This is a genomic window from Brucella sp. IR073 (genome assembly GCF_049065735.1).
Taxonomy (GTDB): Bacteria; Pseudomonadota; Alphaproteobacteria; order Rhizobiales; family Rhizobiaceae; genus Paramesorhizobium.
Genome location: NZ_JBAKHD010000002.1, coordinates 79,234 through 92,182, shown reverse-complemented (window position 1 = coordinate 92,182; position 12,949 = coordinate 79,234). Strand labels below are relative to the sequence as shown.

Below are 12,949 nucleotides of genomic sequence, written 5' to 3'. Positions count from 1 at the left end.
GAGTGGCACTGCAGATCAAAAAGGCCTCCCACCCATGAGCCTCGTGAAAAAATTCGCCACCGTCGCTTCCGGCACGTTAGCCAGCCGTATCTTCGGCTTCACGCGCGAAATGCTGATGGCGGCGGCGTTGGGGACCGGGCCGGTGGCGGATGCCTTCAACGCCGCGTTCCGCTTTCCCAATACCTTCCGCCGCCTTTTTGCCGAAGGCGCGTTCAACTCAGCCTTCGTGCCGCTCTTTGCCAAGGAGATCGAGAAGAACGGTCTCGACGGTGCAAGGCGCTTTTCCGAGGAAGTGTTCGGCGTCCTCTTCACGGTGCTGCTCGTCCTCACCATCATCATGGAACTCTCCATGCCGCTGCTGGTGCGCTATGTGATCGCGCCGGGCTTCATCGACGATCCCGAGAAATTCGCGGGCACGGTCCGGCTCGCCACCATCATGTTCCCCTATCTCGCCTGCATGTCGCTGGCGGCGATGATGAGCGGGATGCTGAATTCGCTGCACCGCTATTTCGCGGCGGCGATTGCGCCGGTTTTTCTCAATATCATCCTGATCGGCGTGCTGGGGTGGGCTTGGTATCGCGGCCATGACGCGATGAGCGTCGGCTATGGCCTTTCCTGGGGCGTGATGGCGGCGGGGCTCGTACAACTCGCCATCGTCTGGATCGCGGTGAGAAATGCCGGGATAAAGATCGGTTTCCGTCGTCCGCGTTTTACCTCCAACGTCAAGCGCCTGCTCATTCTGGCGCTGCCTGCGGCGATTACCGGCGGCATCACCCAGATCAACCTGCTCATCAACACCAACATCGCCTCGGGACAGGACGGGGCGGTTTCGTCGCTCGTCTACGCCGACCGCGTCTATCAGCTTCCGCTCGGCGTGGTGGGTATTGCGGTCGCCACTGTTCTGTTACCCGAACTCGCGCGCGCTTTGCGTGGGGGAAACCTCAAGGAAGCGGCCAATCTACAAAACCGCTCGGTCGAGTTCACCCTGTTCCTGACGCTGCCCGCTGCGGCGGCGCTGCTCGTCATGTCCGAGCCGATCGTGCGGCTTCTCTACGAGCGCGGCGAGTTCTCGCCCGACGCCACGCACGTCGTCGCCGGAATTCTCGCGATCTACGGGCTCGGTCTTCCCGCCTTCGTATTGATCAAGGCGTTCATCCCCGGCTTCTTCGCCCGCGAGGACACGCGCACGCCGATGATTTTCGCCGGCATATCCGTCATCGTGAACGTCACGCTCGCGCTGACGCTCTTTCCGCTTTACTCGGCGGGGGGCATTGCGATTGCCGAAATCGTCGCCGGATGGGTCAACGCCGTCCTGCTCTTCACAACGCTGGTCTGGCGCGGCCATTGGGGGCGGGACATTCCGCTGCTCACCCGCGTTCCACGCCTCGTCCTTGCCGCAGCCGTCATGGCGGTCGGGCTTTATTACGCCACCACGCGGTTCGATTATCTGCTCGCCCATGGTGTTCCGTTCCTCGTGCGGGCGGCGACGCTCGCGGTGCTCGTGGCGGCGGGCGCGGCGGTCTATTTCGCCCTCGCCTTCGGCCTTGGCGGCGCAGATGCCGGCATGATCAGGCGAAGCCTGAAGCGCAAGGCGAAGGAACAGACCGGTAATTCCGCTTGATCAGGGCGCACCGCTCTGCCAAAACGCCGCGACAACAGTCCCCACCACAGGTTCAGGGAAGCTATCCATGGACACGTTCAAGCCACTCGTCTTCTCCGGCATCCAGCCGACGGGAAATCTGCATCTTGGCAATTATCTCGGCGCCATGAAGCGGTGGCTTGATTTGCAGGCCAGCCATGAGTGCATCTTTTGCGTGGTCGACATGCACGCCCTCACAGTCAATCCCGATCCGGTGGATCTGATGCAATCGACGCGTGAGGTAACGGCCGCGTTCTTGGCTTCCGGCATCGATCCCAAGAAGAGCATCGTCTTCAACCAGAGCCGCGTGCGCCAGCATGCCGAGCTTGCCTGGGTGTTCAACTGCATCGCGCGCATCGGCTGGCTCAATCGCATGACGCAGTTCAAGGACAAGGCCGGCAAGGATCGCGAGAACGCCTCGTCAGGGCTCTTCGTCTATCCGAACCTGATGGCAGCCGATATCCTGCTTTATCGCGCCACGCATGTGCCCGTCGGCGAGGACCAGAAGCAGCATCTGGAACTGACCCGCGACGTCGCCCAGAAATTCAACAACGACTATTCCGGCCGCATAAAGGAACTGGGTATCGGCGTTGATATGCAGGTGGGCGATGAAAAGGTTTCCGGCTTCTTCCCGCTGACGGAGCCGATGATCTCAGGTCCAGCCATGCGCATCATGTCGCTGCGCGACGGCACCAAGAAGATGTCGAAATCCGATCCGTCCGACCTTTCGCGGATCAATCTCGTCGACGACGCCGACACGATCTCCAAGAAGATCCGTAAGGCGAAAACCGACCCGGAAGCCTTGCCATCGGATGTGGAAGGCCTCGCGAATCGGCCTGAAGCTGACAATCTCGTCGGCATCTTCGCCGCGCTATCCGGCACGGACAAGGAGACGGTGATCCGCGATTTCGGCGGCCGGCAATTCTCCGACTTCAAGCCCGCGCTCGCCGATCTCGCCGTCGCGCAATTGTCGCCCATCACCGAGGAAATGCGCCGCATTTCGGCGGATCAGGCCTATGTGGATCAGGTGTTGAAAGACGGCGGCGAACGGGCAAGCGTTCTGGCCGAAGAAACCATGCGCCACGTGCGCGATATTATCGGGTTCCTGCAGGATTAATTCTCCTCCTTGCAGGTTTCGCCGCGCGATGACACATTGACGCCATGGTTTCGAAACGTCTCAGCCGGGAAGCCGGACACCGCCGCAAATTTCTTGCCGTCATCGACGAGACGCCGGAGTGCGAGCGCGCGGTGGCTTATGCCGCGCGCCGCGCCAAGAACACCGGCGGCTCGCTCGTCTTCCTGTTCGTGATCGATTCGGCGGATTTCCAGCATTTCCTGGGCGTCGGCGAGATCATGCGCGCCGAAGCGGAGGAGCGTGCGCAAGGCGCGCTCAATAAATTCGCCGCCAAGGTGCGCGAGGCGCAGGGGCTCGAACCGGAACTGGTCTTGCGCGAAGGACAGACCGCCGAGGAGATCCACAATCTCATCGAGGAAGACCAGGACATCGCCATCCTCGTGCTTGCCGCCGGCGCGGGCACGGAAGGGCCGGGGCCATTGGTGCAGTCGATCGCCGGGCGCGGCGCGGCTTTCCCCATTCCGGTCACGGTGGTGCCGCATAACCTCACCGACGAAGACATTGATGCGGTGGCGTGACACGCCTATATACCTCACGCAAACTTCATTGTCCGAAGCATTGCCGGGCTTAAGGCGTGGCCTTATTTTAGCCTAGTTTCAGGAACGATCCGCGGGAGAAAGCCAGTGTTCATCCAGACCGAGACCACGCCCAATCCGGCGACCTTGAAATTCCTGCCCGGAAAGGTGGTTATGCCCGAGGGCACCGCCGATTTCCGCGATGCGGAGGCAGCAGGCAGCACCTCGCCGCTCGCCGCAAAGCTCTTCGCCATTCCCGGCGTGACGGGCGTCTTCTTCGGCTATGATTTCATCACCATCACCAAGGACGGCCCGGACTGGCAGCACCTGAAGCCCGCCATTCTCGGCACGATCATGGAGCATTTCATGGCCGGTTCGCCGGTCATGGCGGTGCAGGAAAGCGCCGCCGCGGACCATGGCGACGGCGAATTCTTCGACGAAGCCGATATCGAGATCGTCGATACGATCAAGGAATTGCTGGAAACCCGCGTCCGCCCCGCCGTGGCGCAGGATGGCGGCGACATCACCTTCCGCGGCTTCGAGAAGGACACCGGCACGGTCTATCTCAACATGAAGGGCGCCTGCTCCGGTTGCCCCTCCTCGACCGCGACCCTGAAGCACGGCATCCAGAACCTGCTGCGCCATTTCGTGCCGGAAGTGCAGCACGTCGAGTCGGTGTGACCTCAAGGGAGTACGGGAATAGGGGAGTATGTTTGGCTCCCACATATTCCCCTACTCCCCTACTCCCCTACTCCCTTATTTCACGATCACCTTCGCGCCAACTTCCACGCGATTATAGAGATCGATGATATCCTGGTTCATCAGGCGGATGCAGCCTGACGACATGGCCTTGCCGATGGACCACCATTCCGGTGTGCCGTGCAGGCGATAGCCGGTGTCGTGGCCGCCCTTGTAGAGGTAAAGCGCGCGGGCGCCGAGCGGGTTCTTGAGCCCCGGCTCCATGCCGCCGCGATAGACCGCCAATTCCGGCTGGCGTTTTATCATCGGGGCGGGCGGCGTCCAGGTCGGCCATTCGCGCTTCATGGCGACGCGCGCCGTGCCGGACCATCCGAAACCTTCGCGCCCGACACCGATGCCGTAACGCATCGCCTTGCCGCCGGGCATGACGTAATAGAGGAATTTGTTCTCGGTATCGACGATGACAGTCCCGGGCGCTTCCCTAGTCTGGTAGTCAACGATCTGCCGCTGATATTGGGGCGGAATTTTGCCGTAAGGTATGGCGGGAAGCGTGTAACCTGCATCGGTTACCGAGGAGTAGGCAAGAATGTGGCTGCGCTCCTCGGCTGTCGTACAGCCTGCTAGAGCGGCTGCGACAAGTATTGCGGCAGCTGCTTGTAACTGCTTGATATTCATATATTTTCCCTCACGAAATATATCGTTCCGAACGAATCACCCAAACCAGTTACACGACCCTATTGACCGTTTTCTTAACTGACGGTTAACCATAATGCGAGTTCTTCAACGGTGGCTTGTTTCCGAAAATGCCGATGTGGCGCGAAAAAGCCACATTTCCGACGTTTGCGCCTGCCAATAGAGCCTTTCAATGCCGATTGTAACCCTCAACCAGACCCATCCGCTCGCAGACGGACGCCAGTCGGAAAACGCCATGCTGGTGCGGCGCGGCGTGCAGCGCCTGTTTCTGGAAATGGGGCTGGCGGTCCTGCCGGAGCTGCCGCTGGCTTCCGGACGCCGCGCCGACCTCGCCGCGCTGACAAAGAGCGGCGATATCTGGATCGTCGAGATCAAATCATCGATCGAGGACTGGAAGGCGGACCGCAAATGGCCGGACTATCGCCTCCATTGCGACCGGCTGTTCCTCGCCACCCATCCCGGCGTGCCGCGCGACATCTTCCCGGAGGAATGCGGCCTCATCCTCTCAGACGGCTATGGTGCTGAAATCCTGCGTGACGCGCCAGAACACCGCCTCGCTGCGGCCACGCGCAAGGCGATGACGCTTCGTTTCGCGCGCATCGGCGCGTCGAGATTGACGTTGGCGGAACTGGCGGGACTGGTGATGCCGGAGGATGTAGGCGAATAAGGGAATAGGGGAATAGCGGAATAGGCTCTATCCTCCCTACTCACCTATTCCCTTACTCCCCATATTGCCCTATCTGGGCGCCCTCTTAGCCAATATCCTCTGCAGCGTCCGGCGATGCATGTTGAGGCGGCGGGCGGTTTCGGACACGTTTCGGTCGCACATCTCATAAACGCGCTGGATATGCTCCCAGCGCACACGGTCGGCGGACATGGGATTTTCCGGCGGCGGCACCTTTTCGCCGGAGCGCCGGGTGAGCGCCGCGAACACTTCGTCCGCATCGGCGGGCTTGGAGAGATAGTCGATTGCGCCGAGCTTCACGGCGTTGACGGCGGTGGCGATGTTGCCATAGCCCGTCAGCACGATGGCGCGGGTGTCCTCCCTGCGCCCACGGATTGCCTCGATGATGTCGAGCCCATTGCCGTCCCCAAGGCGCATGTCGACCACTGCATAGGCGGGCGCGGAATTCCTGACCGCCGCGATCCCCTCTTCGACGGATTCGGCCGTCGTCACCTGAAAGCCGCGGGCTTCCATGGCGCGTGCGAGGCGTTGCAGGAACGGCTTGTCGTCATCGACCAGAAGAAGGGAAGGGTCGCTGCCGATGGCGGCGGCGTTGTCCTGATCTGCATCTTCCATCAGGGTATTTCCTCTACAGCATGATCCCCGAAAATCGCGGACTTTCGGATAACATCATGTGGCCTAACGAAGTTTTTTCTTGCGTTCCCCTTATTGATGCCATGCGTCAAAAAGTCAAATAGCCAGCACAATTAGACGCACCCGGCATTCGGCAAGGCGTAATGCGGCTAACAAACCGTAATTCAAACCGCCAGGGCCGCGCGCGGCCAGACGACCCTTATCTCGGCGCCCTGACCGGGCTCGCTGCGATTGCGGAAGGCGATGTCTGCACCGGAGCGCTCCAGCAGCGTCTTGGCGATGAAGAGCCCCAGCCCAAGCCCGCCGCCGCCATTGGCGCCGGCCTCGCGGCTCGTCATATAGGGTTCGCCGATGCGGTCGAGAATGTCGGGTGAAAAGCCCTGGCCGTCGTCGAGAATGATGATCTCCACCGTGCTGTCGGTCCATTTCCAGGCGACGCTTGCCTTGGCGCGGGCAAAATCGACGGCGTTCTCTATGAGATTACCCAGCCCGTAGATGACACCGGGATTGCGCCGGGCCACCGGCTCCGGCCCTTCGCCGCCGGTCTTGCTGACTTCGATGGCGATGCCGAAATTGCGATGCGGCGCGATCACCTCCTCGATGAGCGAGGAAAGCGGCAGGCGCGACATATGCTCTTCGCCCTCGCTCGAAAGGCTGGTCAACCGTTGCAGGATCTCACGGCAGCGCTGCGTTTGCGAGCGCAGCAGCTCCAGATCGTCAGCCATGCGCTCGTCGGACCCAAGCGCGCGCTGCATTTCCTTCACCACCAGCGCGATCGTCGCCAGCGGCGTGCCGAGTTCATGCGCGGCGGCGGCGGCAAGCCCGTCGAGGGCCGAGAGATGCTGCTCGCGCTGGAGCACCAGTTCCGTCGCCGCGAGCGCGTCGGCCAGCTGCCGTGCTTCCTCCGCCACGCGGTAGGCATAGACGCCGGTGAACACCAGCGCCGAGACGATGGCGCACCATACCCCCGCGATGAGCAGGTAGGGCAGGGTCATCTCGATGCCGGGATACCAGGGCAGGGGACGGTGATAGACGGCGAGAAGCGTGGTGCAGACGATCACGAGCGCGCCCAGCACCATGGTGCTGCGTGCGGGAAGCGATGTTGCCGAGATGACCACCGGCACGATCAGCAGCACCGCGAACGGGTTCTGCAGCCCGCCGGTGAGGTAGAGAAGACCGGCAAGCTGGAGCAGGTCGAAGGAAAGCACGGCAAACGCCGCTTCCGGCGCAAGCCGGTGATTGACCGGGTAGCGAAAAGAGAGAAGCAGATTGAGCCACGCGGAAGCCGCGATCAGCCCCAGGCAGATGCTGACCGGGAAGGGGAATTCCAGGTAGAGCATCACGGTGAGAATAGCCGCCGTCTGCCCGGCAATCGCCAGCCAGCGCAGCCGCACCAGCGTCGTCAGCCGGAGCCGGCGCGAGAGATAGGAGGCACGGTTGGTGAAGTCGGGGGTCATTGGGCGCTCCTTGGAGAGGACAATACCATTGTAGCACCCCCCTCTGTCCTGCCGGACATCTCCCCCTCAAGGGGGGAGATTGGCTGATACGACGCTCCGTTTCCACTCTGCAACGTTTGCGATTGGCGCCGGGCATATATGAAGGCGTAATCTCCCCCCTTGCGGGGGAGATGTCCGGCAGGACAGAGGGGGGTACTGTCCCGCCAAGATTTCCATTTCAGCATGAAGTGCTCCAGCATCATTCTACTCCCCCCGCGGTTTAGCCCGCCGCGTCGCTTCCGTATTGGCCGGGTCTTCCGGCCAGACATGCTTGGGATAACGCCCGCGCATATCCGCACGCACATCCGCCCAGGAGCCTTTCCAGAAACCCGGCAGGTCGCGGGTGATCTGGATGGGGCGGTGGGCCGGTGACAGCAATTCCAGCAGCAGCGGCACCTTGCCGTCGGCGATGGAAGGATGAGTGCCAAGACCGAAAAGCTCCTGCACCCGCACGGCGATGACAGGCTCTTCGGCATCGTAGCGGATCGGAATATGCGAGCCGGTCGGCACTTCGAAATGGGTGGGCGCGAGCTTGTCCACGCTGCGTTGCAGGTCGAAGGGCACGAGGCTCATCAGCCCGTTTTTGAGCACGTGGCCGGGGATGCGGCCGAGCTGCGCTTCGCCGGTTAGGAAGGGCAGCAGCCAATCCTCCAAGTTTTCAAGAAGCGGCTCGTCCTCCATCGAAGGCCACGGCTCTCCAAGGCCGCGATGGAGCCAGCCGAGGCGACGGCGCAAGACTTCCGCTTCTTTGCTCCATGGCAGGATGCCAAGGCCATGCGTTCGCACCGCTTCGATCACGCCTTCGTCGGCGGCGGCCCCAGATGGCGCGGCGAGCGGCTTTTCGGAGAGCGCAATTGCGCCGATGCGCACCGCCTCCCGCGTCCTCAGCGCATTCTTCTCCGGGTCATAGATGACCTGTTTGCCGCTTTCTATCTTCTCGCCCAAAGCGGAACGTATCTCCGTTTCGGAGATTTCCGCCGCCGAAAGAATGCGTGCGCGTCCCGCCTTGCCGCTCATGTCCGCCACCACCAGCCACGGCGCACGGCTTAATGATATGCCCGGATCAACCTCGCCGCCGCGCCCGTTCGCAAGCAGGAACTGCCCCGTTGCACCGCGCGGTTTTGCGATGCGGTCCGGATAGGCATCGATCAGCATCCGCCCGATGCTGGACCCGGCGGGCGCACCCTTGTTCGGCACGGAAGCCGCGAGGCGCTTCGCCAATCCCTTGGCTCGGCTAGCACGATCAGAGCGGTCATTCCGGAATCGTGCGGAACGTGTATCGAGGTCCGTGTCATTGCCGCCAAGGCCGCGCTCGGTCAAAAGCATGGCGAGCTCGGCTGCGGCTTGCGCTTCGCCTCGCTTGCCCGCTTCCGCCACCATGTGAGCAAGCCGGGCAGGCAGTGCCAGCGCGCGCATGGCTTCGCCGTCCTCGGTGAGCCGTCCGGCTTCATCCAGCGCTCCGAGCCGCCGCAAAAGCGCCTTCGCCTCGGCCAAAGCCGGTTTCGGCGGCGGGTCGAGAAAGGCCAGTGTCGCCGGGTCCGTCACGCCCCATGCAGCACAATCGAGCACGAGGCCGGAAAGGTCCGCTTCCAGAATTTCTGGCGGTGAAAACGGCGGCAGCGCCGCCGTCTGGCCGGAATGCCAGAGCCGGATGGCAATGCCCGGTTCGGTGCGCCCGGCGCGGCCTGCACGCTGGTCCACAGCGGCCCGCGACGCGCGCACCGTCTCCAGCCGGGTGAGGCCGGTCGCCGGCTCATATTTCGGCAGGCGGGCAAGGCCGCTATCGATGACCACGCGCACGCCATCGATAGTGATGGACGTCTCGGCAATCGAAGTCGCCAGCACCACCTTGCGCTTGCCATCAGGCGCAGGCCTGATTGCTGCGTCCTGCTCGCGGCCCTCCATCGCCCCATAGAGCGGCGCAAGGATGACATTCGCTGGCAAGCGGTCTTCCAGCATCCGCGCCGTGCGCTCGATTTCCCCCTGTCCGGGCAGGAAGGCGAGGATGCTCCCCCTCTCCTCCGCCAGCGCCTCGCGGATCGCCCGCGCCACCGCGTCCTCGACGCGCTCGTCGGGCTTGCGGTCACGGTAGCGGATATCGACCGGGTAAGCGCGGCCTTCGCTCTCGATAACCGGCGCATCGCTGAGAAGCTTCGCCACGCGTGCGCCGTCGAGCGTCGCCGACATCACGAGGATTTTGAGATCGTCGCGCAATGCCGCCTTCACGTCGAGCGCCAACGCAAGGCCGAAATCCGCATCGAGGCTGCGCTCGTGGAACTCATCGAAGAGAACGGCGGAAACGCCCTTCAGGTCGGGGTCATCGAGGATCATCCGCGCGAACACACCTTCGGTGACGACGAGGATTTTCGTCCGTGCCGAAATCTTGCTTTCAAGCCGCATCCGGTAGCCGACCGTACCGCCGGGCTCTTCACCCAAGAGCGCGGCCATGCGGCGCGCGGCGGCACGGGCGGCAAGCCTGCGCGGCTCAAGTAGCACAATCATCCCCTCGCCGCGCCAGTCTGCCTCCAGCAAATGGATGGGCACCAGCGTCGTCTTGCCCGCGCCGGGCGGGGCGACGAGCACGGCCGCATTACCGCTTTCCAAAGCCTCGTCCAGCGCGGGAAAGACCTCGGTCACGGGCAATTGCGGTAGCGGGATCACTTTTGAATTTGACATTTGGGCATGAGCCTAGCCACAACCGGGACTGAAAAGTCAAACCAACCGTAAGAGGGAAACGCCATGAAATCGCGCGCCGCCGTCGCCTGGGAGGCCAACAAGCCGCTCACCATCGAGACCATCGAGATCGGCGGCCCGAAGCCGGGGGAAGTGCTGGTGGAGATCATGGCGACCGGCGTTTGCCATACGGATGCCTATACGCTTTCCGGCCTTGATTCGGAGGGCAAGTTCCCGGCGATTCTCGGCCATGAGGGCGCGGGCATTGTGCGCGAGGTGGGCGCGGGCGTCACCTCGGTGAAGGTCGGCGACCATGTCATCCCGCTCTACACGCCGGAATGCCGGCAGTGCAAAACCTGCCTGTCGCAGCGCTCGAACCTTTGCACCGCCATTCGCGCCACGCAAGGGCAGGGCCTGATGCCGGACAAGACCACACGCTTCTCCTGCGATGGCGGCGAGGTATTCCATTATATGGGCTGCTCGACCTTCTCCAATTTCACCGTCCTGCCGGAGATTGCCCTCGCCAAGGTGCGCGAGGACGCGCCCTTCGACAAGATCTGCTATATCGGCTGCGGCGTCACCACTGGCATCGGCGCGGTGGTCTATACGGCCAAGGTCTGGCCGGGCGCGAATGTCGTCGTCTTCGGTCTCGGCGGCATCGGTTTGAATGTGATTCAAGGCGCGCGCATGGTCGGCGCGGACAAGATCATCGGCGTCGATCTCAACCCGGCCAAGGCGGAAATGGCGAAGAAATTCGGCATGACCCATTTCGTCAATCCGGACGAAGTGGGCCGCGACAAGGTGGTCGAGGCGATTGTCGATCTGACCGGCGGCGGGGCGGATTTCTCTTTCGAATGCATCGGCAATGTCCACACCATGCGCCAGGCGCTGGAATGCTGCCATCGCGGCTGGGGTGAGTCGATCATCATCGGCGTTGCGCCATCGGGCACAGAGATTTCCACCCGCCCGTTCCAGCTCGTCACCGGCCGTGTCTGGAAAGGCTCGGCCTTCGGCGGCGCGCGCGGCCGCACCGATGTGCCGAAGATCGTCGATTGGTATATGGAGGGCAAGATCGATATCGACGCCCTCATCACCCACACCATGCCGCTCACCGAAATCAACACCGCCTTCGACCTGATGCATGAGGGCAAGTCGATCCGCTCTGTGGTGGTCTATTGATAGGCGGCGGGGAATTGCAATTCGTCTGGAGCGGGCTCGGTGAGCTTGCTCCACGTGATCTCTACGCCGTGCTGAAATTGCGCGTCGATGTCTTCGTCGTCGAGCAGAAATGTCCATATCCCGAACTCGACGGCAAGGATTTGGATGCGATGCACCTGCGGGTGCTGGATGGCGGCGCGCTCGCCGCATATCTGCGCGTTCTCTCCCCTATTGACGATGGCCCGGTAAGGATCGGCCGCGTCATCGTCGCACCCAGCCATCGCGGTATGAAGCTCGGCGACAAGATCATGCGCGAGGCGATTGCCTATTGCCGCGGTCGCTTCCCAGACCGCGATACCGAATTGAGCGCCCAGAGCCATCTCCAGGCATTCTACGGCTCATTCGGATTCAAGCCTGTCTCGGATGAATATAGCGAAGACGGCATTCCGCATATCGATATGAGGCTGGCGGCTTAGCGTTGCGCCACGCGCGGGTCGCCGGCAAACAGCGCCTTCGGGAAACTGAGCCGCAATTCCGGCATGTCGCACAGCGCGCTGACACCGTAATCGGAAAACACCATCCGCCATGTGGCAAAGCGCGTCGGGCGCGGGCTCGCGAAGACATGGGCGGAAAGGAGGGCGAGGTTCGCCCCGCCCTTGGGATCGCGCACCGAGCGGTAGCGGATGAGACTGATTTCCGCCGCCCGCGCCGCGTCGCACAGCGCGAGGCAGACGGAATAATCGGTGAGGTGCGTCCAATGCGCCTCATCCTTCACGAAAGGTTCGGCGGTCAGATCGATGGCTGCATCACCTGCGAATTTCACCTGAAACGCCGTGAATTCCAGCGCATTGCGCGGCCAAGGTGTTTGCGGGCTCTCGGCAAAAAACAGAAGCCGGTAGAAGGCAGTTTCCGCGACGGCGGTTTCCATGGCCTCGCTGGCATAAAAGACGCCGGGCGAATAGCCGGCACGGCGAAACCGTGAATCGCCGGGATAACGGCCATAGCGGAAGGGCGTGGCCAGCAGATAGTCAAGCTGCCGGCATTCCGGTGGCACGGGCGGCTTGGTGGCGTCGAGCGCTTCCTCCAGAAGCGCCTGCTCGTCCAGCGTATCGACCAGCTTCATCGTGGAAACGCGATGCTGCGCCTCCACCAGCCGCCAGCAGGCCCCCTCGCGCCGGCGCGCCTCAGAGCGCAGCGCGGCGGGCGTCCAGATAGGCGAGGACATGGGCGAGGCCGTCTATGGTCTTGATCCGTTCCAGCGGCTTGCCGCCAAGCGCCGTGTTTTCCGCACGCAGCCAAGCGCTGGCCGCCGCATCATCGCCGCCCATGATCGCATCGAGCGAGCGGTAGAGGCGGACGAAGAGAAGCGCCAGTTCATAGGGCTTGCCGGTGAGCAGCGTATCGGTTCCGCGTTTCAGCCGGGAAAGCGAAGCTTCGGAGAGCCCGATAATGACGGCCAGTTCCTTGCCGCTGATATCGAGAAAATCGGCAGCGCGGATCAGCGCCTTGGCGACAACGGCGGCACGGGGCGAGAGGCCCGGTCCAAGCCGTGCCCGTTCGAAGGGCGCTTGCGTTTCAGAGAATCCTTGCATTGCAATCTCTCCATTTCCTATGAAAATATAT

General features: G+C 62.6%; 13 protein-coding genes. 7 read left to right on the top strand and 6 right to left on the bottom strand.

The genetic code is table 11. From position 1 onward, the window contains the following. Positions 1 to 34 precede the first annotated feature (34 nt). The 4 genes from murJ (at position 35) to ACOWVG_RS04255 (ending at position 3,970) form a co-directional block, all read left to right on the top strand. Positions 35 to 1,621 carry a murein biosynthesis integral membrane protein MurJ gene (gene murJ, locus ACOWVG_RS04270; protein ID WP_420960269.1) on the top strand — a complete coding sequence of 529 codons (1,587 nt, stop codon included), beginning with the start codon at positions 35 to 37 and terminating at the stop codon, positions 1,619 to 1,621. 67 nt (positions 1,622 to 1,688) lie between these two features. Then, positions 1,689 to 2,756, top strand: coding sequence for a tryptophan--tRNA ligase (trpS, locus tag ACOWVG_RS04265; protein ID WP_420960268.1), 1,068 nt, complete (start codon positions 1,689 to 1,691; stop codon positions 2,754 to 2,756). A gap of 44 nt (positions 2,757 to 2,800) precedes the next feature. Then, the gene (locus ACOWVG_RS04260; RefSeq protein WP_420960267.1) at positions 2,801 to 3,292 is read left to right on the top strand and encodes a universal stress protein; all 492 of its coding nucleotides are present in this window, start codon (positions 2,801 to 2,803) and stop codon (positions 3,290 to 3,292) included. A gap of 105 nt (positions 3,293 to 3,397) precedes the next feature. After that, entirely contained in the window at positions 3,398 to 3,970 is a 573-nt protein-coding gene (locus ACOWVG_RS04255) for a NifU family protein (RefSeq protein WP_420960266.1), read from the top strand. A 75-nt stretch (positions 3,971 to 4,045) separates the two neighbouring features. Here ACOWVG_RS04255 and ACOWVG_RS04250 read toward each other — a convergent pair whose 3' ends face one another. Then, a complete protein-coding gene (locus ACOWVG_RS04250) occupies positions 4,046 to 4,663 on the bottom strand; it encodes a L,D-transpeptidase (protein WP_420960265.1) in 618 nt (205 codons plus the stop codon). Between the two features lie 190 nt (positions 4,664 to 4,853). On the opposite strand from ACOWVG_RS04250, the gene ACOWVG_RS04245 reads away from it, so the two are divergent. Continuing rightward, positions 4,854 to 5,348: an MmcB family DNA repair protein gene (locus ACOWVG_RS04245; RefSeq protein WP_420960264.1), complete on the top strand. Its 495-nt coding sequence runs from the start codon at positions 4,854 to 4,856 to the stop codon at positions 5,346 to 5,348. A 69-nt stretch (positions 5,349 to 5,417) separates the two neighbouring features. On the opposite strand, the gene ACOWVG_RS04240 is transcribed toward ACOWVG_RS04245, so the two are convergent. The 3 genes from ACOWVG_RS04240 to hrpB form a co-directional block, all read right to left on the bottom strand. Further along, a complete protein-coding gene (locus tag ACOWVG_RS04240) occupies positions 5,418 to 5,981 on the bottom strand; it encodes an ActR/PrrA/RegA family redox response regulator transcription factor (protein ID WP_420960263.1) in 564 nt (187 codons plus the stop codon). Positions 5,982 to 6,163: 182 nt separating this feature from the next. Beyond that, positions 6,164 to 7,456 (bottom strand): ActS/PrrB/RegB family redox-sensitive histidine kinase, encoded by a 1,293-nt coding sequence (locus tag ACOWVG_RS04235; RefSeq protein WP_420960262.1) that lies wholly within the window; start codon positions 7,454 to 7,456, stop codon positions 6,164 to 6,166. 243 nt (positions 7,457 to 7,699) lie between these two features. Continuing rightward, complete coding sequence (gene hrpB / locus ACOWVG_RS04230; RefSeq protein ID WP_420960769.1) at positions 7,700 to 10,156, bottom strand: ATP-dependent helicase HrpB; 2,457 nt, start codon at positions 10,154 to 10,156, stop codon at positions 7,700 to 7,702. A 78-nt stretch (positions 10,157 to 10,234) separates the two neighbouring features. Here hrpB and ACOWVG_RS04225 point away from each other — a divergent pair, with 78 nt between their 5' ends. Next, positions 10,235 to 11,347: an S-(hydroxymethyl)glutathione dehydrogenase/class III alcohol dehydrogenase gene (locus tag ACOWVG_RS04225; RefSeq protein WP_420960261.1), complete on the top strand. Its 1,113-nt coding sequence runs from the start codon at positions 10,235 to 10,237 to the stop codon at positions 11,345 to 11,347. 14 nt (positions 11,348 to 11,361) lie between these two features. Then, positions 11,362 to 11,802 (top strand): GNAT family N-acetyltransferase, encoded by a 441-nt coding sequence (locus ACOWVG_RS04220; protein ID WP_420960260.1) that lies wholly within the window; start codon positions 11,362 to 11,364, stop codon positions 11,800 to 11,802. Here ACOWVG_RS04220 and ACOWVG_RS04215 read toward each other — a convergent pair. Next, positions 11,799 to 12,551, bottom strand: coding sequence for an RES family NAD+ phosphorylase (locus ACOWVG_RS04215; RefSeq protein ID WP_420960259.1), 753 nt, complete (start codon positions 12,549 to 12,551; stop codon positions 11,799 to 11,801). The two genes, ACOWVG_RS04220 and ACOWVG_RS04215, sit on opposite strands and share 4 nt — an antisense overlap. Beyond that, entirely contained in the window at positions 12,511 to 12,918 is a 408-nt protein-coding gene (locus tag ACOWVG_RS04210) for an antitoxin Xre/MbcA/ParS toxin-binding domain-containing protein (RefSeq protein WP_420960258.1), read from the bottom strand. Before ACOWVG_RS04210 ends, ACOWVG_RS04215 begins: the two co-directional genes overlap by 41 nt. Positions 12,919 to 12,949 lie beyond the last annotated feature (31 nt).

Coding starts and splice junctions, on each gene's coding strand:
- trpS (WP_420960268.1), top strand. CDS start 1,689: ATGGACACGTTCAAGCCACTCGTCTTCTCCGGCATCCAGCCGACGGGA.
- ACOWVG_RS04260 (WP_420960267.1), top strand. CDS start 2,801: ATGGTTTCGAAACGTCTCAGCCGGGAAGCCGGACACCGCCGCAAATTT.
- ACOWVG_RS04215 (WP_420960259.1), bottom strand. CDS start 12,551: ATGTCCTCGCCTATCTGGACGCCCGCCGCGCTGCGCTCTGAGGCGCGC.
- ACOWVG_RS04235 (WP_420960262.1), bottom strand. CDS start 7,456: ATGACCCCCGACTTCACCAACCGTGCCTCCTATCTCTCGCGCCGGCTC.
- ACOWVG_RS04210 (WP_420960258.1), bottom strand. CDS start 12,918: ATGCAAGGATTCTCTGAAACGCAAGCGCCCTTCGAACGGGCACGGCTT.
- ACOWVG_RS04240 (WP_420960263.1), bottom strand. CDS start 5,981: ATGGAAGATGCAGATCAGGACAACGCCGCCGCCATCGGCAGCGACCCT.
- murJ (WP_420960269.1), top strand. CDS start 35: ATGAGCCTCGTGAAAAAATTCGCCACCGTCGCTTCCGGCACGTTAGCC.
- ACOWVG_RS04250 (WP_420960265.1), bottom strand. CDS start 4,663: ATGAATATCAAGCAGTTACAAGCAGCTGCCGCAATACTTGTCGCAGCC.
- ACOWVG_RS04245 (WP_420960264.1), top strand. CDS start 4,854: ATGCCGATTGTAACCCTCAACCAGACCCATCCGCTCGCAGACGGACGC.
- ACOWVG_RS04225 (WP_420960261.1), top strand. CDS start 10,235: ATGAAATCGCGCGCCGCCGTCGCCTGGGAGGCCAACAAGCCGCTCACC.